General features: G+C 61.5%; 18 protein-coding genes. 12 read left to right on the forward strand and 6 right to left on the reverse strand.

Translation table 11 applies throughout. The annotated features are described in order from the left end of the window. The first annotated feature begins 54 nt into the window (after positions 1-54). A complete protein-coding gene (locus KDL09_RS00610; RefSeq protein WP_294380258.1) occupies positions 55-759 on the forward strand; it encodes a hypothetical protein in 705 nt (234 codons plus the stop codon). 239 nt (positions 760-998) lie between these two features. Next, the gene (mfd, locus tag KDL09_RS00615) at positions 999-4076 is read left to right on the forward strand and encodes a transcription-repair coupling factor (RefSeq protein WP_294380260.1); all 3078 of its coding nucleotides are present in this window, start codon (positions 999-1001) and stop codon (positions 4074-4076) included. Here mfd and KDL09_RS00620 read toward each other — a convergent pair whose 3' ends face one another. Genes KDL09_RS00620 through KDL09_RS00640 form a run of 5 tightly spaced genes read right to left on the reverse strand, consistent with a single transcriptional unit; the run spans position 4077 to position 8028 of the window. Then, positions 4077-4919, reverse strand: coding sequence for a patatin-like phospholipase family protein (locus KDL09_RS00620; RefSeq protein WP_294380262.1), 843 nt, complete (start codon positions 4917-4919; stop codon positions 4077-4079). Continuing rightward, a complete protein-coding gene (locus tag KDL09_RS00625) occupies positions 4916-5926 on the reverse strand; it encodes a lysylphosphatidylglycerol synthase transmembrane domain-containing protein (RefSeq protein WP_294380265.1) in 1011 nt (336 codons plus the stop codon). The genes KDL09_RS00620 and KDL09_RS00625 overlap by 4 nt, the downstream gene beginning before the upstream one ends. Before the next feature lie 23 nt (positions 5927-5949). After that, a complete protein-coding gene (locus KDL09_RS00630) occupies positions 5950-6204 on the reverse strand; it encodes a phosphopantetheine-binding protein (protein ID WP_294380267.1) in 255 nt (84 codons plus the stop codon). Between the two features lie 35 nt (positions 6205-6239). After that, the gene (locus KDL09_RS00635) at positions 6240-6968 is read right to left on the reverse strand and encodes an SDR family NAD(P)-dependent oxidoreductase (RefSeq protein ID WP_294380269.1); all 729 of its coding nucleotides are present in this window, start codon (positions 6966-6968) and stop codon (positions 6240-6242) included. Positions 6969-7017: 49 nt separating this feature from the next. Beyond that, positions 7018-8028 carry a kelch repeat-containing protein gene (locus KDL09_RS00640; RefSeq protein ID WP_294380271.1) on the reverse strand — a complete coding sequence of 337 codons (1011 nt, stop codon included), beginning with the start codon at positions 8026-8028 and terminating at the stop codon, positions 7018-7020. Positions 8029-8093: 65 nt separating this feature from the next. Between KDL09_RS00640 and KDL09_RS00645 the strand changes: the two genes are divergently transcribed. Genes KDL09_RS00645 through KDL09_RS00655 form a run of 3 tightly spaced genes read left to right on the forward strand, consistent with a single transcriptional unit; the run spans position 8094 to position 11180 of the window. After that, positions 8094-9455, forward strand: a complete 1362-nt coding sequence (locus tag KDL09_RS00645) for a DUF1501 domain-containing protein (protein WP_294380273.1) — start codon at positions 8094-8096, stop codon at positions 9453-9455. A 48-nt stretch (positions 9456-9503) separates the two neighbouring features. Beyond that, on the forward strand, positions 9504-9695 hold the full coding sequence (locus KDL09_RS00650; RefSeq protein ID WP_294380274.1) for a hypothetical protein: 192 nt from the start codon (positions 9504-9506) through the stop codon (positions 9693-9695). Between the two features lie 45 nt (positions 9696-9740). Continuing rightward, on the forward strand, positions 9741-11180 hold the full coding sequence (locus tag KDL09_RS00655; protein WP_294380276.1) for a DUF1501 domain-containing protein: 1440 nt from the start codon (positions 9741-9743) through the stop codon (positions 11178-11180). On the opposite strand, the gene KDL09_RS00660 is transcribed toward KDL09_RS00655, so the two are convergent. Beyond that, positions 11181-12209 (reverse strand): hypothetical protein, encoded by a 1029-nt coding sequence (locus tag KDL09_RS00660; protein WP_294380278.1) that lies wholly within the window; start codon positions 12207-12209, stop codon positions 11181-11183. A 73-nt stretch (positions 12210-12282) separates the two neighbouring features. Here KDL09_RS00660 and KDL09_RS00665 point away from each other — a divergent pair, with 73 nt between their 5' ends. The 7 genes from KDL09_RS00665 (at position 12283) to KDL09_RS00695 (ending at position 25006) form a co-directional block, all read left to right on the forward strand. Next, complete coding sequence (locus KDL09_RS00665) at positions 12283-13623, forward strand: DUF1501 domain-containing protein (RefSeq protein WP_294380279.1); 1341 nt, start codon at positions 12283-12285, stop codon at positions 13621-13623. 151 nt (positions 13624-13774) lie between these two features. Further along, positions 13775-15970 (forward strand): DUF1549 domain-containing protein, encoded by a 2196-nt coding sequence (locus tag KDL09_RS00670; protein ID WP_294380281.1) that lies wholly within the window; start codon positions 13775-13777, stop codon positions 15968-15970. 88 nt (positions 15971-16058) lie between these two features. Further along, positions 16059-18086 carry a hypothetical protein gene (locus tag KDL09_RS00675; RefSeq protein ID WP_294380283.1) on the forward strand — a complete coding sequence of 676 codons (2028 nt, stop codon included), beginning with the start codon at positions 16059-16061 and terminating at the stop codon, positions 18084-18086. Continuing rightward, a complete protein-coding gene (locus KDL09_RS00680) occupies positions 18083-20512 on the forward strand; it encodes a c-type cytochrome domain-containing protein (RefSeq protein WP_294380285.1) in 2430 nt (809 codons plus the stop codon). Before KDL09_RS00675 ends, KDL09_RS00680 begins: the two co-directional genes overlap by 4 nt. Positions 20513-20547: 35 nt before the next feature. Beyond that, positions 20548-21465, forward strand: a complete 918-nt coding sequence (locus KDL09_RS00685; protein WP_294380287.1) for a prolyl oligopeptidase family serine peptidase — start codon at positions 20548-20550, stop codon at positions 21463-21465. A gap of 27 nt (positions 21466-21492) precedes the next feature. Further along, positions 21493-24099 carry a DUF4838 domain-containing protein gene (locus tag KDL09_RS00690; RefSeq protein WP_294380289.1) on the forward strand — a complete coding sequence of 869 codons (2607 nt, stop codon included), beginning with the start codon at positions 21493-21495 and terminating at the stop codon, positions 24097-24099. 49 nt (positions 24100-24148) lie between these two features. Beyond that, positions 24149-25006, forward strand: coding sequence for a GDSL-type esterase/lipase family protein (locus KDL09_RS00695; protein WP_294380291.1), 858 nt, complete (start codon positions 24149-24151; stop codon positions 25004-25006). Positions 25007-25015: the final 9 nt, after the last annotated feature.

Consider the following 25015-nt stretch of genomic DNA (forward strand, 5'->3'; position numbering starts at 1 on the left):
ACGGTCATCGATTAAACACAGCATTATCCAGTGAATCATCTCCGCATCCTGCCTATGAAAACACACCTTATGCTCAGCCTGTGCGTATTGGCGGCCTCCGCGCTTTCCGCACGCGAATTTACTGACCAGCAGGGCCGCAAACTCGATGCTGAGGTTGTAGCAGTGGCCGGTGACCAAGTTTCCCTCAAACGAGCCGCTGATGGGCGTGCCTTCACGGTGCCGGTCGCCACTTTCTCCGCAGCGGACCAAGGTTTTATCAAGGAGTGGGGGCTTGCGAATCAAAAGTACAGCTTCGACGTCACCTATGAAAAGAAGAAGGTTGACTCCACCAAGAAGAAATTTGGGGCGGAGTTGATGACGACGGAAACCTGGAGTTACAAGATCGCACTGCGCAACCGCCTCCCAGTAGAGATTCAGAACCTGAGGGTGGATTACTGGGTCTTCAAGAAGGAGGACCAAGGCAAGGGCAAAGGAACGGCCCGCGTCGCCGCGTCAGGATCCAACAAAGTTGATTCACTGAAGGGATCTGGCACGCATTCGTTTGACTCTCTTCCGGTGAGTTTGAACAAGACGCAGTTGGAGGGGAACTTCATTTACATAGACGGCACACGTCCTCGTTTCGCTGACGCGATGGGCGGCCTTGTCGTCCGTGTTTTTGATCCGAAAAATCGCGAAGTCTTCTCTTACGCATCTGACAACAACCTTCTGCCTGCAGCCGCCGGACAGACGCGTGGCAGCGCTTCGAACGCAGGGAACTGACTGCTGACTTCGCGTTTGACGCGTCGGAACTTGTCCGCTGATATGCAGCGCCGGGTGAAATTACCCGGCGCTTTGTTTTGGAACCCGTCAAAAACGCGCCCAAACCCCGCGGTGTGAGGAAGACCGCGAAGCGCCAACCACCACCCCCGTCCGGGCGTGCGCGGGGGGATGCGCTTGGCCTGGTGGATGTGACATTGGCTTCAGACGCGTTCCGGCACAGGCTGGCTGAAGACCGCATTGTGCTGGACCACGTGACGCCGCAGGCCTTTGGTTTCGCAGCGGCGCTCATCGCGCGGCATGTGGAGAAGGCGCTGCCGGAGCGCCGTGTTTGGATTCTCTGCGCCGATGTAAAAACGCAGGATCACGTGCATGCCGAGCTCGGTGTGTGGCAGTGCCCCGCACTGTATTTTCCACGTCTCGGGCATGTGGTAAATGATGCGCTCGTTGATCCTGAACTGCTGGCGGAGCGGGCGGGCGTGCTAGGGAGCATGATGGAGGGAAATGCGCCGATCATGGTGCTTTGCGCGGACAGTCTGGACGAGCCCGCGCCTGCGCTGGACGAGATTTCCAGCCAGCGACGCATGCTGACGGTGGGATCGAAGCTGGATGTGGAGGATCTGCTGCAGGACTTGAACGAAGCGGGCTATGAGCGCGTGCCCGTGGTCACTGAGCGCGGTCAGTTTGCGCGACGCGGCGGCATCGTGGACTTCTATTCGTGGCAGGCGGAGGAACCGCTGCGGTTGGAGTTTTTCGACGACGAGATCGAGTCCATCCGCGCGTTCGACCTGCACAACCAGTCGTCCGTCAGGCGGATGGAGAGCGCCGGAGTCATCCTGCAGATGAGCGACAATGCGGAGGAAGCCTCGCGGGTGCGCGAGCATCTGCGCCCGGATGATTTTGTCGTCACGATCGACTGCGATGCCGAGGCCCATGCCCGCATTCTCAGCGGCGCCTCGCCTGCGGAAGGCGTGGAAGATTTCTCAGCCGCCATTCATGAGAATCCGCTGGGTGTATTCGACGCGTCGGACTTCGTGCTGCACGAGGCGCGGCGCGAGCATTTCGCAAGGCAGATTCGGGAATGGCATGAGACCGGATGGCGCTCGGTCATATTCTTCCACAATGAGGCGGAGCGTGAACGCTTTGCCGAATTGCAGAGCGGTCTTCCTTCATCACTGGAGACGAAACTGGGCTTGCTCTATCGAGGATTCACCGTTCCGGCGGCCAAAATCGCGGTGCTGACCGGCGCGGAAATCTTCGGGCGCCATCAGCAGATCCGCCGCGTGCGAGGATCCAAGCTCGACGAGGCCGAGGTGCTGCGGAAGGCGCGCGACGTGATGCGCGATCTGCGCGAGGGCGACATCGTCGTGCACGCCGAGCACGGCGTGGCGCGTTTCGGGGGCATCGAGGTGCGAGACACAGGCAAGCGTGAGGAAGTGCTCGTGCTACACTATGCGGATGGTGCGAAACTCTTTGTGCCTGTCGCACACACGCATTTGGTGACGCGCTATGTCGGTGTGGGCGGCAAGGCTCCCGCGTTGAGCAAACTTAGCGAGGCGCGCTGGCAGAAGACACGCAAAAGCGCGGAGAAGAGCGTGGAGGATTTCGCCGCGCGCATGCTCAGCGTTGCGGCGGAGCGACAGACGTTGAAAGCCTACTCCCATCAGCCCGACACGAAGTGGCAGGTCGAATTTGAGGAGTCCTTCTTGTATCATGAGACGCCGGACCAGCTCCGCAGCGTGGAGGAGATCAAGCGAGACATGGAGGCCGAGAAACCGATGGACCGCCTGCTATGCGCCGACGTGGGCTTTGGCAAAACAGAGGTCGCCATTCGTGCGGCGTTCAAAGCCGTCATGGGTGGCAGGCAGGTGGCGATCCTGGTTCCCACAACTGTCCTGGCCCGTCAGCATTGGGAGAACATCCGCCAGCGCATGAGCGAGTTTCCTGTGACCGTCGAAATGCTCTGCCGACTCACGCCCGCGAACCGTGAACGCGAAATTCTGCGGGGCATCACCGAAGGGACGGTGGACATCGTCGTCGGCACGCACCGTGTCATTTCGAAGGATGTGCGGTTCAAGAACCTCGGTCTCGCGGTGATCGACGAGGAACAGCGCTTCGGGGTGAAGCACAAGGAGAAGTTCAAAGAGCTCTTTCGTCTCGTCGATGTGCTGACGCTCAGCGCCACGCCGATTCCGCGCACGCTCTACCTCGCGCTCATGGGCATGCGAGACATGAGCACCATCGAGACACCACCGCCGAACAAGCAGGCCGTGCAGACGATGATCTGCCCCTACGACGAACGCACGATCAAACAGGCCGTCGAGGCCGAAATCGAGCGCGGCGGCCAGGTGTTCTTCCTTCATAACCGCGTGATGACGATCGAGAAGGTCGCTCAGCGAATCCGCGATCTTTGTCCGAAAGCCCGGGTCATCATCGGCCATGGTCAGATGGACAGCGAACTTTTGGAGGATGTGATGCACACCTTCGTCGATGGCGGAGCCGACGTGCTGGTCTGCACGACGATCATCGAAAGCGGTGTCGATATTCCGAATGCGAACACGATCATCATCGACCGTGCGGATCGCTTCGGGCTCGCCGATTTGTATCAATTGCGAGGTCGAGTCGGACGCGGTGGTGTGCAGGCGCATGCGTATCTGCTGCTGCCGCGTGATGCCGTGACGGCGGGTGATGCACGCAAGCGGGTGAACGCCATCAAGCAGTATGCGGGACTCGGCAGCGGCTTCAAAATCGCGCTGCGCGATCTGGAAATCCGCGGTGCGGGCAATCTTCTCGGCACGGAGCAGAGCGGGCACATCGCAGCGGTGGGATTTGATTTGTACTGCCAGATGCTCAAGCAAAGCGTCGCCCGCATGCAGGGGCGCCGCGTGGCGCGACCGGTGGAGGTCGGGCTGCGCACCGACTTCCTCGTCACGAACGAAGCCATGATGGTGCAGGCGGAACGAACGGCCACGCCGGCTTTCCTTCCGTCCACCTTTATCGAAGATCTCAAGTTGCGCATCACCGCCTACCGCCAGGTCGGCGAGATCATGACGCGAAAGGAACTCGAAGAGCTCGAGGCTCAGTGGCGCGACCAGTTTGGTGAGAAGCTGCCACATGCTGTCACCAATCTGCTCACCTGTGCCGCAATCCGGCTGGCGGCCGCACATGCCGGCATCAGCGATGTCGAGATCAAGGACCGGAAGCTCATGCTTTCGCGCAACGGCAAGTTTGTGATGATTCAGGGCAAGTTCCCGCGCCTCAGCTCCAGAGAAGGTCACAAACAGCTCGCAGAGACTCTGACGATGCTGCGGACGCTGTGATCAAAGCAGCTTCGAAAGCGTCTCATCAAAAAGCTTCTGCGCGGTCTCCTCTCCCATCGAATAGCGTTCCTTGAGGCGACCGGGAAACAGCGGTGAGGGACGTGAATGGATGGTGGTGATCACGGTCATCTTCTTGCCGTGCAGACGGGCCAGTTCGATGCGGTCGGTGAGGATCTGGCGGTTCAGCGCTTCATGGGAGGCTGCGATCGTGTCCAGCAGTCGGCCGTGAAGCATGAGGGGCGGCTTTCCCTGAGGCTGCGTGATGCGGTGCATGATGATGTGGTCGACGCCGTCGTCCGCAAACCATGGATCCACAGGGACCTCGTGTGCGATGCCGCCGTCGGTGCACATTCGTTCTTCAAACTCCAGCGGTGAGAAAAGCATCGGCACGCAGGCGCTGGCGGCCATGGCGGTGGCGAGGTGGCCGCGGGTGGCAAAGAGTGTCGCATTCTTCTCCAGATCGCTCAGGGCGATCATCAGTTTGGGATTCGACAGCGATTCGATGTTTCCAGTGCCGACGAGAGACTCGAAGTGGGCGATGGCACCGGTGGGGTCGAGAAAGCCGGGGTGTCGATGGCGGTAAACCGTAACGAACTGGTGCCAGATCCACTTCGTACGCTTGGCAAACGAGAGATACAGGCGAGGACTGAGCACCGCCTGCCGGATGGCCTCCTGTTCCAAACCCGCGGCATAAAAACCGGCGGTGATGGCGCCTGCCGACGATCCCGAGATGGCGACTGGGCGCACCCCCAGCGATTGCAGACGGGCCATGAATCCGGCGTGCGTGGCATACCCCATGAAGGAGGCGCCAAGCGAGATGGCGATGCGCGGTGTTGCACTCATGCGTTTTGCGCCTCAGGTTCAGCGATCGGGTGATGCTTGGCGCGCAGGAACATCGCGCCGCCGACGAGTCCCCAGAAAAGATTGAAGATCCATCCGGTCAGAGACGCGGAGACCCCCACGGCCTCAGGAACGGAGGCGAGGCCTGCAAGCAGCGCCTCAAACGTCCGTTCACGCACGCCCAGGCCGGAAATGGAAACTGGCAGCGACGCGGCGGTGTCCACAATCGGCATCGCGGTGAGGACATCGAGCAGCGGAGCCGCGCCGCCCACTGCGCGCAGCCCGCAGTAAAAGCTCATGAAGAAAGACAGGTGCATGCAGGCGGAAACGAACATGGCTGAGAGCATGCGCCGCCATAGCAGCGCAAAGACATCGTGCACCTGGGCCATGCGGGCGATGACACCAGCAAACAGGGGACTGCCAAGCGTGCGCGGAAAGGTGCGTCGTCCCCACGACAACAACGAGGGCTTGAGGGATAGGCCGGCGATGGCCAGTCCGATGACCGCTCCGCCGATATACACTCCAAAACCGGTGAGCAGCATGCGCAGATCGTAACCCAGACCGCTCCAGCGCGCCGATCCGGCCAGCATGCAGCCCAGAAACAGAATCGCCACGGACAGCAGCCCCGTGAGATGATCCAGCACGAGTGATACGCTCACCGGCATCGTTTGCCCCGGCATGCGTCGCGACAGTGCCACGATTTTGTATGTGTCCCCGCCGACCACGCCCACGGAACTGATGTTGAAGAAGGCGCTGATGACCTCCGCCCGCAGGACCCAGCCGAACGGCAGTTTCGGCATCAGCCCGCGAAGAATAATGTGCCAGCGGGTGGCGGTCAGAAACAGGGACAAAAACGCAAACGTGATTCCCGCGAGTGACCATGGCCAGTTCTCCAGCAACCCCCGCAGGCGCGGCGCGATGTCGGCGATGAGATCATGCTCCCGAAACAGCAGCGTCAGCAGCACACCACTGATGAGCAGGCGCAGGGAGATGGAGATGAAGCGTTTCAAAACGCGAGGTTAGGGCGGGGCGGTCACGCCACCGCCTTTTGGTCGAGGGCTTCAGCAATCGTGTTCACGCTTTGCAGGATGCGCTTCGCCTGATCCTGATCCGCCATCTTGAAACCGAAATGCTTCTCGATCATCACCACAAGCTGCAGCGCGTCGACGGAGTCGAGTCCGATGCCTGCGGGGCCGAAGAGGGGGGTGTCATCGCCGATTTCATCTGCGGTCATGTCGAGCATGAGTTCGCTGATCATGAGTTCTTTGAGGCGCTGGCGGGTCGGCATGCAGGGGATACGTGTCGTAGGGTGCAGAGGGGAGGCTAAAGGAGGCCCCCGTCGATTTTCAGGGTCGATCCAGTGATATAGCTCGCCTCTGCGCTGGCAAGAAAGAAAACCGCCGCCGCCACCTCGGCAGGTTTTGCAAAACGGCGCATGGGAAGCTGCATTTTGAGCGCCTTCACGTGCTCCGGCGTCCAGTCAGCGGGCAGGCCGCCCTCGATGTAGCCTGGACACACCGCGTTTACGGTGATTCCCATTCGCGCTGATTCCTTGGCCAGACTTTGCGTCAGTCCGACCACGCCCGCCTTTGCCGCCGCGTAGTTTGTCTGCCCGGCGGGCGACGAGATCGCGCTGAGGGAGGATATGTTCACGATCCGGCCCTGCCGCTCCCGCATCATCGCGGGAAGGACGGCCTGGCAGCCGTGGAAGACGGCGTTCAGGTTCGTGTCCATCACACGCGACCACTGATCCTGCGTCATGTTCGCCAGCAGAGCGTCCTCGTGAAAGCCGGCGTTGTTGATCAAAACGCCCGGCGTTGCGCCCTGGCGTTCGATTTCAGCGAGCGCCGCCTTCCATGCTTCCGGCGAGGTGATTTCGAGCGTGATCAAATCTGCGCGACCGGGGAAACGGGTCGCCAGTTCCGCGGCACGATCACGCCGTTCGCGCACACCGAGAAACACATGGCAGTCCGTTTCCCGTGTCAGGAAACATTCGGCGATGGCGAGGCCCAGCGCACCATTCGCGCCGGTGATCAGGATGCTGCGGGACATGCATCCAGTCTTGGAGTTTCAGGTTTCAGGTTTCAAGCCCGGAAGACGATCATTTCAACGGTGCCGCCCAAACCTGCGGCGAACGCACTCCGGGTCGCGCCTCGCCACCAGGAATGACGATCTGGCCATTCCAGAGCACCGCGTTCGTCGTCACGAGCGAGAACGGCACTTCACCCGCTTTGGACCACGACTGCGCCTTGAGGTCGAAAGCCAGAATGTCGCGCGGAAAGCCGGGATGCCTGTCTTTCGGCTCGAAGTTCACGTTTGCGCCGTCATCGCCGCCGATGATGAGGATTTTCCCATCGACCACCGGAGCCGGATTCGGCGCGGCGACAGACACGCGAGGCATGTCAGGCAGTTTTTCCCAGCCGGTGACCGGCTTGTAGCGCCAAGCATCGTTCAGCCACGCGCGCTCGGGTTTCCCATCCTTGTCCGCATGCAACGCCGCGCCGCTGAACAGATGCACCGCACCGTCTGCGGCGGCCATGCAGGCGAGGATGCGCGGTTTGCCGGGGCAGGGGGGCAATTCTTGCCACTTGCCGTCGGTCTTCTTCAAATCGAGCGCCCAAAACGTGTTCATCGCGCTCGTTGCTGACGGCGTTTCGATGCCTCCGGCAATGTAGATGACATCGTCGAGCACACAACCCGCCATGAACGCGCATGGCTTGGGCAGTGGCGGCAGTTTCGTGTCTTTGCCGACCCAGAACACCTCACGAAAGTGCTCCGTCGCGTTTCCACCACCCACGATGAGGAATCCGTCCGCAGTCGTGAGGCTCACGCCGTAGCCATTGGGCTTTGGCAGCTTGCCAATGACCTTCCATTCGCCATCGGGCGACTTCAGTTCATGAATCGTGTCATACCAGACCTTGGTGCCGCCTTCCCACGGCATCTTGTCGATAAAATGCGTGCCACCCGCGACGATCAACGCGCCGTTGCTCACACCTGCGAACGATCCGGCGAAACCGCGTTGGTCGGGGATGGGAGGCAGCCGGGACCAGTTCAAATCAGCGGCGGAGGCGGCGAGCGTGAGAGACATGAAGCAAAGGAGCGTGCGGCGCATGGCGGGCACATAACACAGGTTTGGTGATAGTTCCGGCATGTTCAGTGCTTATTTTGGCGTCCCCCATGCTCACCCTCTCCGGCAAATCCCACGGCAAATTCTGCGACGGCGTCTCGCGTCGCGATTTCATGCGCATTGGCGGCCTCGCCATGGGCGGGCTGTCGCTGCCGGAGCTGTTGAAGGCGGAAGCGGAGGCGAAAGCCGGCCGCAGCTTCAAGTCGGTGATCATGATCTATATGTGTGGCGCGCCGCCGCATCAGGACATGTATGATTTGAAGATGGACGCGCCGCTGGAGATCCGCGGCCCCTACAAGCCCATCAAGACCGCTGTCCCCGGCATCCACATCTCCGAGCACGCGCCGCGCCTCGCCAGGATCATGGACAAGCTGGTGCCGATCCGCAGCATGTATGGCAGCCCGAACGGCGCGCACGACAGCTTCATCTGCTACACCGGCAAACCGCCGCCGCCGAATGGTGGCGCGGCGCCTGTGGGCCGCCTTTCCGACCCGCCTTCGTTTGGCTCGGTCGTCTCAAAGCTCAAAGGTCAGGCGGACCCTGCAGTCCCGGCGTTTGTGGGACTCGCGCCCAAGGCTGGTCATCCGCCCTACGGTTCGCCGGGGCATCCAGGTTACTGCGGCAACACGCACGCGGCCTTCCGTCCGAATGGCGCGGGCGTGGAAGATCTTCAGCTCAATGGCATCACGCTCGATCGACTCGAGGACCGCCGCTCGCTGCTCGATGGATTCGACAATTTCCGCCGCGAACTCGACTCCAGCGGCCTCGTGAGCAGCATGGACGCCTTCAATCAGCAGGCGCTGAACGTGCTCACCAGCAGCAAGCTGCTCACCGCGCTCGATTTGAGCAAGGAGACCCCCAAGATGCGCGAACGCTACGGCAAGGGTGATCCGAAGAATTATGGCGACGGTGCGCCGCTGAATCTTGAGCACTTTCTGCTCGCCCGTCGCCTCGTCGAGGCTGGTGCACGTGTGGTGACGCTGAACTTCGGCCGCTGGGATTTCCACGACAACAATTACCCGCAGCTTCTGCGTCATCTGCCGCTGTTCGACCAAGGAATGAGCGCCCTCGTCGAGGATCTGCACGAGCGCGGGCTCGACAAGGACGTTGCCGTCGTCGCCTGGGGCGAGTTTGGCCGCACGCCGATCGTGAACAAGGACGGCGGGCGCGATCACTGGCCGCGTGTCGGCGGTGCGTTGCTCGCGGGCGGCGGATTCCGCACCGGTCAGGTCATTGGTGCCACCGACAAACTCGGCGGCGAGCCGACCGAGCGCCCTGTTCATTTCGGCGAGGTGTTTGCCTCGCTCTACCAGTTCATGGGCATCGACACCGTGAAGACGACGCTCAACGACCTCACCGGTCGTCCGCAGTATCTCGTCGATGGCTGGTCGCCGATGCCGGAGCTGGTTTGAGGCGTAACGCCGTCTTGCTTGTACTCGCCGCAGGCGGTAGGAAGACGCATGCCAAATCGAGCCCTCGGGATCAAAACCACGTTGCCAGAGGGAGTCACCCTCAAGGAAGGCGACGAGGCAGATCTCCGCGTGGTGGTTAAGGACGGTGTGCTGGTGGTGACCAAGGTACTGCGGCAAAGTGGAGCGGCGGAACAATCATCCGACTACAAGGCCAGGCTCGGCACCTGGAATCGGAAGTAGCCGCGACGGAAAGTCTTCGCGATGGCAGGGCGTAATTTGACGCGCATGTCCCTGCCGCATCCAGCGCATCCTGTTTCCCGCCGTGAAGTAATTCAGGCGGGCGCGATCGGCTTGCTGGGGCTTGGGATGAATCATCTCAGCGCGTTGCAGGCCATGACCGCAGCCACGCAGCCGGCACGCGCGAAGTCGGTGATCTACATCTTCCTCAGCGGCGGGCTGGCGCAGCATGAGAGCTTCGACATGAAGCCAGACGCGCCGATGGAGGTGCGCGGTGAGTTCAAGCCGATCCGCACCCGCACGCCCGGTCTCCACATCTGCGAGCATCTACCGAATCTCGCGCGCATTTCCAAAAAGTGGTCGCTCGTGCGCTCGCTCACGCATGGCAGCAGCGATCACTCGCTGGGCCATCACATCATGCTCACGGGCCGCAGTGATGCGCCGCTTGGATTTGATCCCGGAAAGCCGAAGAAGTCCGATCATCCCAGTATCGCCGCGCTGGCCACCGCGCTGCTGCCGAAACGGAAGGACAATCTCCCGCCTGCCATTGTTTTGCCGGACAAGCTCGTGCATCGCACCGGACGCACGCTCGCAGGACAATTTGGCGGCATGCTCGGCGCGCAGCATGATCCGTGGTTCCTCGAAATGTCGCCCTATCACCCGGAGCACTACGGCGCGTATCCGAAATACCTCTTTCACCACGAGCGCGGCTTTGAGACAGATGACACGCTCAAGTTTCAGGCGCCGCATCTCTCGTTGCCTCAAGGATTGACGCTCGACCGCGTGCTGGATCGTGTGTCGCTGCGCAACGCGCTCGAAAAGCAAACGGAGGATCTCACGGTCCTCGCAGGCGACGAAGCCTTCGACTCCACGCGTCAGGCCGCCATCGGCCTGCTGAGCAATCGCAAGGTGCATGACGCGTTCAGCTTGGAAAAGGTCGATCCGAAGCTGCTCGACCGCTATGGCCGCCACAGCTTCGGCTGGTCGCTGCTCATGGCCAAAAACCTCGTGCAAAGCGGCGTGCGCATGGTGCAGGTGAATCTGGGTAACAACGAGAGCTGGGACACGCATCAGGCCGCTTGGAAGAACCTCAAAAACTTCCTCCTGCCGCCGATGGACCAGGCCGTGAGCGCCTTGATCGAAGATCTCGACGCCAGCGGCCAGCTTGATGAAACGCTCATCGTCATGGGCGGTGAATTCGGACGTACCCCGAAGATCAAGAGCATCTCCGCCACCGCCCTTCCGGGCCGCGATCATTGGGGCCACGCGCAGAGCATCCTGCTCGCCGGAGGCGGCATCAAGGGCGGACGCGTGATCGGCGAGACCGACAAGCTCGGCGGCTATCCCGTGAGCGATGCGCAAACGCCCGAAAACTTCGCCGCCACGATCTACGAAGCCCTCGGCCTGCCACGCGAGACGATCTGGAAAGACTTCACCGGCCGCCCACACACGCTCTACATGGGCTCACCGATTGGCGGGCTGACGTGATCAGACGACGCGCCAGCGCGTCTTCAAATCGTTCCACTCATCATCCGGCGTCCGCTTCAAGTCACGCCACTCGGGCACCTGCAAGACGACGTGCTCGATCAAATCGGCGCACTGATCGGCGATTGTGGCGAGCGTGCGGCGCATGCCGGCGGATTCGGCGATTTCGAGCATCTTCTCGTGTGCGAGTCCGCCGCTGACGCGCGTGGCCTCTTCACTGGCTTTGCCGTCGCTGAGAGCGACGACGCGCAGCACGTCCTGCGTGTGATGCGGCAGCCAGCGGCGGTTTTCGGCGAGCACGGCGGCCAAAAGCGACTGCAACTCGGGTTTCCAGCCGTCGGCGAAGGTCGCGCCGAGGTGGCCGCCTTTTTCGTCGATGCGCATGTAGTGCGGTTGCAGCGGTTCGATGGGCGTCGCTGCCATGTCGGCGAAAGTTTGCGGCCAGTCGATGCCGAGTTCGCCGCCGATGGTGTGAAACGTGAACTGATCCTGCACGATGCGGTTTCGTGGGGTGTATACGCCGTCGAGCAAATGCATGCGAATGCCGGGCTGCACCGACTTGATGAGCGAATCGCCGACGATGTGCACCATCCAGCCGAACGCATAGGCGAGACCGCGCTCGCTGGTCATGTCATCGCGGATCGCGAGCGAGCAGTAGTCGGCGAGATGATCCCAAGGCACGCGCAGCGGCATGTCCGGCTTGGTCCAGCCGAAGACTATGTGAGAGCGACCGTAGAACAGTTCGTGGATCTGCCGCGGTCGATACGACTGCCCGTCATGCACGAGCGACCAGGGCTTCACCGCGCCGCCGGTGATCGGGCTTTTCTCCAACGGCACGGTGCCAAAGCCGACCTCGCGGCCGGTATCGACGCAAACGGCCTCCGGCATCACCTGAATGTCACAGCCGAGATAGGCCCCGCAGAGGAAACTGGCCCGATGTTTTTCAAGGATGGCTGCCACGGGCAGGCCGCGGCTTTTCACCGCCTTTTCCGCGAGGAGGCCATACATGGTGTGTCCGATCAGTCCGCTCATGGGTCCCAAGCAAACGCGACACATGTTGCCGGTCTGGCAAGAGAGGCAAAGGTGCCGCCGTAGGTTAGCGGTCATGCTCAACCTGTACTCACATCCCAGCGGCGGTTTCTGCGATGGTGTGTCGCGTCGAAACTTCCTGAAGATCGGCGGTCTCGCCATGGGCGGGATGTCGTTGAATGACGTGCTGCGTGCCGAAGCGGCGCAGAAGACCGGGAAGTCGCACAAGGCGGTGATCATGATCTTCCTGCCGGGCGGGCCGTCGCATCAGGACATCTTCGATTTGAAGCCGGACGCGCCGAGCGAGATTCGCGGCGAGTTCAAACCGATCTCCACGAACGTTCCCGGCATTCAAATCACCGAGCAGATGCCGCGTCTCGCGAAGATGATGGACAAATGCACCATCATCCGCTCGCTGGCCGATTGCGACGGTCGTCATGACGCCTTTCAATGCCTCACCGGTCGCAATTCCAAGCAGCAGCCTCCCGGCGGCTGGCCGTCGCTGGGCTCCGTGGTCTCCCGTTTGCAAGGCGCGGCCAATCCGGCGATGCCGCCCTTCGTCGGCCTCGCGCCGAAGATGGGCCACATGGAATGGGCGCGCACCGGCGATCCCGGCTTCCTCGGCGTCGCTCACGCGCCGTTCCAACCAAACCGCGGCGGCGGCACGGAGGACATGTCGCTCAATGGCATCACGCTCGACCGTCTGCGCGATCGCAAGTCGCTGCTCGGCAGTTTCGACAATCTGCGCCGCGATCTCGACGCCACCGGCCTCATGGGCGGTGTGGATGTCTTCAATGAGCAGGCGTTGAACGTGCTCACGAGTCCGAAGCTGCTTCACGCGCTCGATTTGAGCCGCGAAGATCCGCGCATCGTCGAGCGCTACGGCAAAGGCGAGAACCGCAATCGCGATGACGGCGGTCCGCGTCTCCCTGAGCACTTCCTCGCCGCACGTCGTCTGGTAGAAGCCGGTGCACGTGTGGTGACGCTCGCCTTCAGCCGCTGGGACTATCACAACGACAACTTCAAGCAGCTCCGTGAGGACCTGCCGCTGCTCGACAGCGGGCTGACGGCGTTGATCACCGATTTGCATGAGCGCGGCATGGACAAGGACGTCTCCGTCGTCGTCTGGGGTGAATTCGGCCGCACGCCGATCATCAACAACAAAGGCGGGCGCGACCACTGGCCGCGTGTCGCCTCCGCGCTGCTCGCCTGCGGTGGCATGCGCCACGGCCAGGTCGTCGGTGCCACCGACAAGCACGCCGGCGAGGCCACCGATCGTCCCGTCGCCTTTGGTGAAGTCTTCGCCACGCTCTACAAGCAGATGGGCATCGACGTCACGAAGGCCACGCTCACCGATCTCACGGGCCGCCCGCAGTATCTTGTCGACGGGCATCTGCCGATGGCGGAGCTGGTGTGACGGGATGATAAAACCGGCGCCTGAGGCTGGTGGCGAACCGCTGTTGGGTCGTCATGCGTCATGCCGGGCTCGATCCCCTTCGCAGCAGACGTCAGATAGTTTCTTTTGAAACGACAAAACTCTGTCCTCTCGCCCGTAGGTTCTCGCCATCATGAACCCGCTCCGACTCACCCTTCTCGCCGGACTCACGTCTTCCGTTGCGTTTCCTGCTGATGTTCCGCGTCCGCTGAACTTCGCGAACGACATCGTGCCCATCCTCACGAAGGGGAGCTGCAACAGCGGCGGCTGCCACGGCAAGTCAGGTGGCCAGAACGGTTTCAAGCTGTCGCTGCTCGGCTTCGAGCCGCAGGAAGATTACGAACACATCGTCAAAGAGGCGCGCGGCCGTCGCGTGTTTCCGGGTTCACCGGAACAGAGCCTGCTGTTGACCAAAGGCACCGCCCAACTCCCACACGGCGGTGGGAAGAAGCTCGATCCGAACTCGGAAGACTACGCCGATCTCGTGCGCTGGATTCGCGAAGGCATGCCGTATGGCAAGGACACCGATCCGAAGATGGCAAGCATCAGCGTCGAGCCCTCAAAGCTCACCATGCCGCTCAAAGGCGCGCAGCAGCTCAAGGTGACCGCGCATTACACCGACGGCAGCACACGTGATGTCACGAAGCGCGCTCTTTATGAGGCGAACGAAAAAGCGATGGCCGAGACGAGCGAAACCGGCCTCGTGAAGCTCTTTGATCTGCCGGGCGATGTTGCCGTGATGGTGCGCTATCAGGGCAAGGTCTCCACCTTCCGCGCCACGGTGCCGCTCGGTGCGCCCGTGGACAAACTGCCTGCGTCGCGCGGCTTTGTGGACGATCTCGTGTTCGCCAAATTGAAAACCATCGGCATGCCGCCTTCGGAGATGGCCGATGACGGCACCTTCATCCGCAGGGTCACGCTCGACATCTGCGGCCGTCTGCCCACGGCGGCGGAGATGAAAGACTTCATGGCGAGCAAGGACGCCAACAAGCGCAGCGCGCTCATCGACCGCCTGCTCGACAGCCCTGAATACGCCGAGTTCTTCGCCAACAAATGGAGCGCCCTGCTGCGCAACCAGCGCACGCAGCCGGTTTACGCACGCGGCAGCTACCTGTTCTATTCGTGGATTCGCGACAGCATCGCCGACAACAAACCCTACGACCAGTTCGTGCGCGAAGTCGTCGCCGCTTCGGGTGAGCTCGATCAAAGCCCTCCTGTGGCCTGGTATCGTCAGGTGAAGGACATGAAGCAGCAGATGGAGGACGTCGCGCAACTCTTCCTCGGCACACGCATGCAGTGTGCGCAGTGCCATCACCATCCCTTCGAGAAGTGGAGTCAGCAGGACTACTACGGCTTCGCCGCCTTCTTCAGCAACGTCTCGCGCAAGCCCTCCACCTTTGCCGGCGAGGAGATGATCTTCCACAAACGCGGCATCGCCCAGACCACGAACATTCGCAGCAAGGAGGCCGTCATGCCGACCAGCCTCGGCGGTGAAACGCTGAAGTTGAAACCGGAGCAGGATCCACGCTTCGCGCTCGCTGAATGGATGAGCGCCAAGGACAATCCCTTCTTCGCCCACACGCTGGTGAACCGTTATTGGAAGCATTTCTTCAATCGCGGCCTCGTCGAGCCCGAGGATGACATGCGCGAAACGAATCCGCCGGTGAATCCCGAACTGCTCAGCGCCCTCGCCGCCGACTTCGTGAAGAGCGGCTACGACATGAAGAAACTTATCCGCACGATCACGAACTCCACCACCTATCAGCTCAGCGCCGTGCCGAACGCGCACAACGCGAAGGACCGCCAGAACTTCAGCCGCTACTATCCGAAACGCCTCAACGCCGAAGTGCTCTACGACGCCGTGAACACGCTGCTCGATGTTGAAAGCAATTTCGCAGGCCAGGCACCGGGCACCCGCGCCGTGGCGCTGCCGGACAACAGCTACAACCAGAGCACCTACTTCCTCAGCGTCTTCGGTCGTCCCGATTCATCGAGCGCCTGCGAATGCGAACGCACGCAGGAGGCCAGCCTCGCGCAGAGCCTGCACTTGCTGAATGCCGCCGAGATTCAGACCCAGCTCTCACGCGGCAACGGTCGCGCCGACGCGCTCACCAAGGACGCACGTCCCGACGACGACAAGATCACCGACCTCTACCACATCGCCCTCAGCCGTGATCCGAATGCTCAGGAAGTCCAGTTCGCACACGCGCATCTCGACAAGAAGACCGCCGGCAAAACCGGCGATGAGGCCTTCAAGGGCAAGAAGGAGGCCTATGAAGACATTCTCTGGGCGCTGCTGAACACGAAGGAGTTTTTGTTCAATCATTGAGAGCCACGAACACGTCGGGCAGGAGCGCGGATGCCCGCCTCCTCCTGACGGCAACGAAACTGAAGTCCGTTTAATGATCACCCCCGCCATGCCACGCCTTTTCCTTTTCAGTGTTTGGTGCTCGGCCATTTTGCTTGCTGCGGGCTCCGCCTTCTCGCAGGCCACTTTTCCGTCCCCGACGCTGACCAGCATCTATCCGCTTGGCGGAAAACCGAATTCCACAGTCGAGCTGACATTGCGCGGCACCGATCTCGATGGCCCGCAGGCGATCATGATCGGCAATCGAGTGATAGGAATCAAATCCACGACGAAGGTCAGCATTCCGCTGCTCGACGACCTTCCCGTCGGCCTTCACGACTTGCGTTTCATCGGCCACTACGGCGTCTCCAACCCGCGCGTGTTTGAGATCAGTGCGCTCGACACGGTTGAGTCGTCCGGTACCAATACCAAGCCTGACAAGGCGCAGAAGGTCACGCTCGATTCCGTGATTCAGGGCGTCTTCAAGTCCGCCTTCCCGCACTGGTTCACCATCGATCTGAAAAAAGGCCAGCATCTCACCGCCACTTTTGACGGTGCTCGCTTTGACACACGCACCGAAATGCTCGGCACACTCAGCGCGCCTTCGGGTCGTGAGCTGGCCCACCTGCGTGCCGGAGTTCTTGCGTTCACCGCTCCGGCGGATGGGACGTATCGTCTGCGATTGAACGAGCTCATGTTCCGGTCGGGCGATGACTACGGATATCGCGTCACGCTCTCGTCCAAAGCGCCGCCTGCACCCTTGGCGGGCAAGCCAGGCCCTCCGCGTCCGGTGCAGATCGGGCAGACGATCAAGGACGCCTTCCTGGCGCACGGCCTCACGCATTCATTCGATCTCGCCTTCAAAGCGGGCGACCGGTTCATCATCGAAGTTCATTCCCACGATCTCGGTCATCCCACCGATCCGCATCTCGTCATCGAGAACTTCAAGAAGGACGCCGCAGGCAAGGAGACCCTGACCCCGCAGGCCGAGATCGCCGATGCTCCCGCCATCTCGCCCGCACCCAGCATCAACCTGCCCAATCGCGATCCGTTGTATGCCTACGAAGCGAAAGCCGACGGCACCTTCCGCATCACGCTGCTCGACAACTTCAGCACCACCGAGCCTTTTGAACTGCGCATTCTTAAAGATGCGCCGAAACCCGCGCCGCTCATCGCTCTCAATCCCATCTACAGCGGCACCGCGACGAAGACCGCCGAGATCGGCAGCGCCAATGTGCTTCGTGGCGGCATCTCCGCGCTCGAGATCATCGCGCCGAATCGCAACGCGTTCAGCGAGCCCGTCGAACTCAAGGCCGACAAACTCCCCGCTGGCGTCACCTGCCTCGGCGGTTTCATCGGCAAAGGCCAGTCGCTTGGCTACATCGCGTTTCAAGCCGCCGCCGATGCGCCCGCCGGCGCAGGTGTTCTCGATGGCATCCCGCAGAGCCGTTTTGTCAGCTTCGCCCTTGCCGACCTGACGAGGGGTTACACGCAGTATCGTTCCTCCGGCGCGCCTGTCCTCGGTGTCAGCACCCAGACATCTCCTGCTCTGATTCAAACCGAGAAGACGGACATTTTCGAGGTCGCGGCAGACGCCAAACTCGACATCGACCTCAAAGTCACACGCCACGCGGATTTCACCGACGCATTGACCTTGAAAGCCCTCGGCCTCATTGACGCCGCCAAGGCTCCCACGGTCGCCATTCCGGCCAAGGGAAACGCGGGCAAGCTCTCGCTTGATGTGAAAGCTCTCAAACTCGCTCCCGGTGACTACGGACTCATCCTTACAGGTCCGGCGAAGATGAAAGTGCGTCGGGGGATTGAAGAGCTGGCCGAGGCCGAGACCGCAGCCAAGAAGGCGCTGGGCGACCAGAAGGAGGCTCAGAAGAAACTCGCAGCGGCCAATGCCGATGCGACACCGAAGAAGGCGGAACTCGTCAAAGCAGCAACTGCGGAGGTCAAAGCGGCTGACGCTGCCAAAACCACCGCCGACAAGCTCGTCAATGACCTTACCGCCAAGTCTGCCGCCAAAGACGCCACATTCATCGTCTATTCCAACCCCATCCGCATTCGCGTGAAGGAAGTCGCCAAGAAATGAAAACCACCCAAGGCCTTCTGGCATTCTGCATTCTGCATTCTGCATTCGTCATTCCGGCGAACGCCGAACCCATCGACTACGATCGCGACATCCGTCCGTTCTTGAAGGACAACTGCATCGCCTGTCACAACAAGACCACGACCAAGGGCGGCCTCAACATGGAGACGCCGGAGCTCATGGCCAAGGGCGGTGAGAGCGATGTGGGCATCATTCCCGGCAAAGGTGCGGAGAGCATCATGTATCAGGCCGCCGCGCACACCTGGGACAGCGAGATGCCGCCGAAGGGCAACAAGGTTGGTGCCGTGAATCTCACCACGCAGCAATTGGCCTTGTTCAAGGAGTGGATCGATCAAGGCGCGAAGGCGTCGCCAAAGAAGGTTCAGGTTATCGCATGGGAGCCGCTGCCGGCGGGATTGCACCCAATCTATGCGGTCGCCATGGCCCCGCAGGGCGATTTCGCCGCCGCTGCGCGTGCGAACCAGATCAGCATTTACCATCTGCCGACGCAGAGCCTTGTCACGAAACTCACCGACGAGTCCCTCATCAAGTCGGGACTCTACAAGCAGCCCGGCGTCGCGCATCGCGACCTCGTGCAGTCGCTCGCCTTCAGTCCAGACGGCTCACGCCTCGCCACGGGCAGCTTCCGCGAGGTGAAGGTGTGGAAGCGCGGTGTTCCCGCACCTGCGCCGGTGGCCTCCACGAAATTCACGGCAACGCAGGAAGCCGACAACAGCATCAAGCTCAACGAGGGGACGAAGCTCGTCGCCCATATCAAATCCGATCTCGCCTCCGAGCAGGCGCTCGCGCAACGCACGCTCGCCGCCACTCGGGCCGCGTTGGAGGTCACCTATCAAAACGAGGCGATCAAGAAAGCGGAGGCGGATGCCACCGAGCAGACGAACCGTTTGAAGAAAGCCAACGAACTCGCCGAACTCGCGAAGAAGGCTCTCGAAGACAAAAAGAAAGACATCAAGCCCAAGGAAGACGCCAAAGTCGCCGCAGACAAAGCCGCGAAGGCGGCGGCCGACGAAGTCGCCAAAGCATCGGCAGGCAAACCGGATGAAGCGCTCGCCAAAAAGCAGACGGAGGCGCAGGCAGCTCTCGCGAAGGCCGTTGCCGAGCTCAAACCGGTGCAGGATGCGCTCAAGAAGGCTGAAGCCGCGGTCGCTGCGGCTGAGGCAAAGAAGTCTCCGGAGCTCGCCGAACTTATCGCTCTCGCGAAAACGGGTCTTGAGGAGAAGCGGAAAGCTGTGAAACCGAAGACGGATGCTCATGCAGCCGCTGACAAGGTGGCGAAGGAAGTCGCCGAACAGATTGCCAAACTGCCAAAGAGCGAACCGGACGCGGCTTTGGTTAAAAAGAGCACAGACGCTCAGGATCTGGCCACCAAGGCGGCGACCGATCTCAAACTCGCCAAGGAGGCGCTCACACGTGCCGAGGCTGCGATCACAGACACGGCGAACGAGATCAAGCTCGTCACCGAAAACGAGAAGAAGGCCAAGCAAGGTGTCGTGGACGCCAAAGCACGTCTTGAAGTCGTGAAGAAAGAGTCGGAGAAGGCGAACGCGGATCGCGATGCGCTGACGAAGACCCTCGCGCAGACCATGAAGAAGGCGAAGGCGCTGCAGTTCAGTGCGAACGGCCTCGAATTGATCGCCACCTACGACAGCGGTCCTGCGCAAGCCTGGAGCACGGTGAACGGCAAACCCGTTGTCCCCGGCAGCACGGGTTCGACATGGACGCTCGAACGCGTCATCGGCAGCGGCGATGGCAATTCACCGATCACCGATCGTGCGAACAGCCTCGCCTTCTCGCCGGATGGCAAAACGCTCGCCATTGGCAGCGGCGAACCTTCACGCAGCGGCGACATCACGCTATGGGATCTTGCGACCGGCAAGCTCACGAAGAACTACGAGGAACGACATCTCGACAGTGTCTTCGCGCTCGACTTCTCGCCCGACGGCAAACTCCTCGCCTCCGGCGGCGCTGACAAGGCGGTGCGCATCACCGATTTGAGCACCGGCAAGGTCGTGAAGGTCTTCGAAGGCCACACCCATCATGTGCTCGGTGTGTCGTGGCGTGCCGATGGGCGTCTGCTCGCCAGCAGCGGTGCGGACAACGTCGTCAAGATCTGGGACTGGACCACCGGCGACCGCCGCAAGAACGTCGATGGCTGGGACAAAGAAGTCACCGGCATTCATTACCTCGGTGCCGCCGATCAGTTCGCCACCAGCGCCGGCGACAACAAGCTGCGCCTCATCAACAGCGATGGAGGCGAGGTGAAGCAGCTCCCCGGTGCCACCAGCTTCCTTCAGGCCCTCGCCACCACCCGGAACGGAGACTTGGTGATCGGCGGCGATCAGGATGGCAACGTCCGTGCTTGGGACGTCGCCAGCGCGAAGGAAGTCGCGGTGTTCAAACCGTGAGCAACTCGGAGTCTTGCGCGGCGTTTCATGCCGCCATGAAATCGATCCTGCTGCTCCTGATTTTTGTCGCTCCTGTCATCGCCCAGACGAAAGACAAGTTTGCGCGTCTCGATACGATGGACGCGAACAAGGACGGCAAGTTGTCAAAGGAAGAACTCGGCGGGCGGTTCTGGCCGCGGGCCTCGGGTTTCGACTCGAATGGCGACGGCGTTCTGGATGCAGAGGAACTGACAGCGATGAAGGAAAAAGGCCGTCGTGGCAAAGAGGAGCAACCGCGGCCCGGCGGTGCGAACGCGGCGTTTGACGTGCGAGAGTTCAAAGGCACGAACGGCGAGACGATCCGCTACAGCCTCTTCGTGCCGAAGGACAAGCCTGCGGGCCTCCCGCTCGTGCTCTGCCTGCACGGCGCAGGCGGAAACACTTCCGCGGCGAACATTCTCGCCGCGCCCGAAATGCAGGAGAAGCATCCGTGCATCGTGATGGCACCGGCGTGCGATGGGAAATCCACGCGCTGGGCGAAGAGCGAGTTTCGCGGCAACGACGCCCGCTCCGTTATGCCGGAATTGATGGAGGCGCTCGATTCTGTCATCGCGGACACAAAGGCCGATTCAAAACGGCTTTACCTCACCGGCCAGTCGATGGGCGGCATGGGCACCTGGGGCATCATCGCCGAGCACGCGGCGAAATTCGCCGCCGCGGTGCCTGTATGCGGCATCTGGCAACCAGTGGACGCGCCGAAAATGAATGGCGTGGCGATCTGGGCCATTCACGGTGCGGATGACAATACCGTGCCCGTCAGCGGCTCGCGCGATATGATCGATGCGCTCAAAAAAGCCGCCGTGAAGCCGGAGCCGAAATACACCGAGTTTCCCGGTGTCGGTCACGGAAGTTGGGGGCCGGCTTATGAGAAAGCGGAGCTGTGGGACTGGATGTTTGCGCAAAAGCGCGAGTGAATCGTTCGCAGGTGCGTATAGCACCTCATGCGTCTCCTTTTGTTCATTGTTCTTGCGCTCTCATCCCAGGCCACTGCGCTTACGCTGCTCGATGCGCGCCGTTCAGATTACCAGATCGTCGTGCCGGACAAGTTGGAGACGCAGGCTCTGACAGACAGCCTCGAGCAGACTGCGCGACTGCTGCAAACGGCGTTTCAGGCAAATGGTGCCGATGTCGCCGTTGTGACAGAGAGCAAGCGTGATGCGGCCAAACCGGCGTTGATGCTCGGGAACACGCAGTTCGCGCAGAAGAACGGCCTCGAGGTGACGAAGCTGCGGGATTGGAGCTTTGTGCATCGGGTGGTGGGCAAGGATGTGATCATCGCGGGGCATGATCATCGGTCGAAGGCACCGACGGACAATGCGCGGCGGCCGAATTGGGATCGCGTGGGCACGGCGAAGGCGGCGGTGGACTTTGCGCGGCAGTTCATGGGCGTGCGTTTCCTGTATCCCGATCTGCCGGGCTACACGCCGGTGAGTGGCGCAGCGAAGATCGACCTGCTGGCCTCGCCCGCGATTGAGTTTCTGCCGATGGCGACGATGACAGTGCCGGAGTCGCTGAACGTGACCACGACGCCGCTGCTGCGGGTGAACACGGCGCATCCGGCGGGCGCGTCGTTTTACGATCTCGCGCACAATCGCTTCCCGCGCGTGGATGAGCAGTTCGGCGGTCACACGTGGGAGCGGGCGGTGCCGGCGGAGTTGTTTGCGGAGCACCCGGAATACTTCGCGCTGATCAGCGGCTCGCGTTTGAAGCCGGAGGGTGGCAAGGCGCAGTATTGTCTTTCGAATCCCGACGTGCAGGAGCGCATCTACCGCGATCTCGCGGGCTTCTTCGACAAAGGCTACGACAGCGTCGATCTCGGCCAGCCGGACGGCTTTCGCGAGTGCCAGTGCGAGAAGTGCGACGCGCTCTTCGGCACCGGCAAGGACTGGTCGGAGAAAATCTGGATCTTCCACCGCGATGTCGCGCAGCATTTGGAAAAGTCGCATCCGGGAAAGCAGGTGACGATGATGAGCTACATCCTCACCGCCGCGCCGCCGAAGAGCTTCAAAGCCTTCCCCTCAAACACCTGCGTCATGCTCACCGGAACGAACGATGAAGACATCGCCCCGTGGCGCGGCATCGACGTGCTGCGCGGCTTCACCGGCTACGTTTACAATTGGTGCCCGAACCTCGGCACGCGTTATACACCGATGCGCACGCCCGGCTACATCGAGCAGCAGGTGCAACGGCTCGCCGTGAACCGCATTCAGTCGCTCTATCGCGACGGCCCCGGTCAGCTCTTCGGACTCGAAGGCCCTGTCTATTACACCATGGGCCGCATGTTCGACGATCCGGCGAACAATCACGCGAAGGACCTCGTGCCCGAGTTCTGCGAGGCCGCGTTTCAAAACAAGAGCATCGCCTTCTCCATGCGCGCCTTTTACGACGAGCTGTATCACGCCATCGCGCTCTACTCCGACCACATCGGCACGCGCACCGACGTGTGGACCTACAAACCGCTGCCCACCGATGCTCGCGGTCGCAAAACGGTGCAGGACCCGTTTCAGCTCATCGCCTTCCTCTACACGCCGCGCGTGCTCGCCACGATGGAGGGTCATCTCGCACAGGCGGAAAAGCTCGCCACCACGCCGAAGGTGAAAACACGCCTCGCACTCGTGCGCACGGAATTCGATTACTTGAAGCACTTCGCGAAGGTCGTGCACCTGCATCAGGCCTGGCAGATGCTGCCCGACAGCGGCTCGCTGCATCGCCTGCTCGATGCCATCGACGCGCGAAACGCCTTCATCGCCACGCTTTACGTCAAAAAGCCTCAAAAAGAGTGGAACCACGTCCTCTTCCCCTTTCCCGGTCACGACGCGAAGCATCTCCAACTCGCCCACGACGGCTACCAGGAGCCCTACGCCAGCACCTGCTTCAACTGGGACACGAAAGCCATGCGCAACGCTCCGCCCATGGGCCTCAAGAAACTCACCATCACCAAAACGACCGCCAAACTCACGCTCGACAGCCCCGAGTGGCAAAACGCCACCGCGCATGCCCTCACACTCCTCCCGCCGCTGCACACGTTGCCGCGCACAACGACGATCCGGCTGCTCTACGACGACAAAGCCCTCCACCTCCGCGCCGAAGCCGAACTTGGCGACACGACCACCTTCACCGCCTACAACCGCGACCACCTTCTCACCAATCAAGAAGCCATCGACCTCTACCTCGCCCCGAATCCCGCCCAGCCACTCTTCTACCGCCTCACCCAAGGCGCGAACGCCGCCTCCAAATACGACGCCCTCAACGGCCGCATCACCGACGTGATGGATCCGCGTCACGGCAAAGACGACCCCACCTGGAACGGCGATTGGAGCAGCGAAACCCGCGTCGATGCCCAAACCAAGCGCTGGCATGCGCATCTCGTGATTCCCTTCACCACCCTCGGCGTCGAACCACCAAGCAAAGGCATCACCTGGAAAGCCAACTTCGGCCGCAACCACGCACTCCCCCGTGAAGTCATCGACCGTGCGGTCTGGTCGTCATCGCTCACCAGCAACCGCATGGACGAAACGACGGTGATGGGCGAGATCGTGTTTGAGTAGCGATCAGGGAGATAGGACTCAAGCGGTGGTGCGTTTGCTTTCGACAACCATGAACATCCACGCTCTCCGCTTCCTCCCCGTCCTTGCCGCCACACTCATCGCACCAGCTTTGGCGAATGCAGAAATTGCCGTGAAGAGCGGCGAGAAGATCGCCTTCCTCGGCGATTCGATCACGCAAGGCGGTTGGAGCAATCCGGCGGGCTATGTGAAGCTCGTGATCGCAGGTTTGGAGGCGAATGGTGTGAGGGCAGAACCGGTGCCAGCTGGAATCAGCGGACACAAGTCGGATCAGATGTTGGCACGCCTCGACAAGGATGTGCTGAGCAAGAAGCCGCAGTGGATGACCCTGAGCTGCGGCGTGAACGACGTCTGGCACGGCCCGCGCGGCGTGCCGCTCGATGATGCGATGGCGAAGAACGGCACTTATGACGACAAGGTGGCCGCTCGCGGAACCTACAAGAAGAACATCACCGCGATCATCGACCAGGCGATCGCCGCAGCTGTGAAGCCGGTTATGCTGACGGCCACTGTGATTCACGAGAATCTCGACAGCAAAGAAAACGGTCTGCTCGCGCCCTACAACGACTTCCTCCGCCAGCTAGCCAAGGAGAAGAACCTTCCGATGGCCGACTTGTTTGCGATGTTTGCAGAACGCATCAAGGCGGAAAACAAACCGAACGTCAAAGTGCTCACCAGTGACGGCGTGCATATGAACGTTGAAGGCAACAAGCTCATGGCGACTGGTGTGCTGAAGGCACTCGGCCTGAATGACGCCGAACTCGCCAAAGCGAAGGCCGCCTGGGCGCCTCTTGAAGCGCAGGCAGAAGAGTTTGCGAAAAAGCAGGCTGAAGCCCGTGCGAAGGCCGCAGCGGAGAAGGCGAAGAAAAAGTCCGAGCCGAAAAAGTAGCCCGAGGCT

The organism is Prosthecobacter sp. (assembly GCF_020439865.1).
Lineage (GTDB): Bacteria > Verrucomicrobiota > Verrucomicrobiia > Verrucomicrobiales > Verrucomicrobiaceae > Prosthecobacter.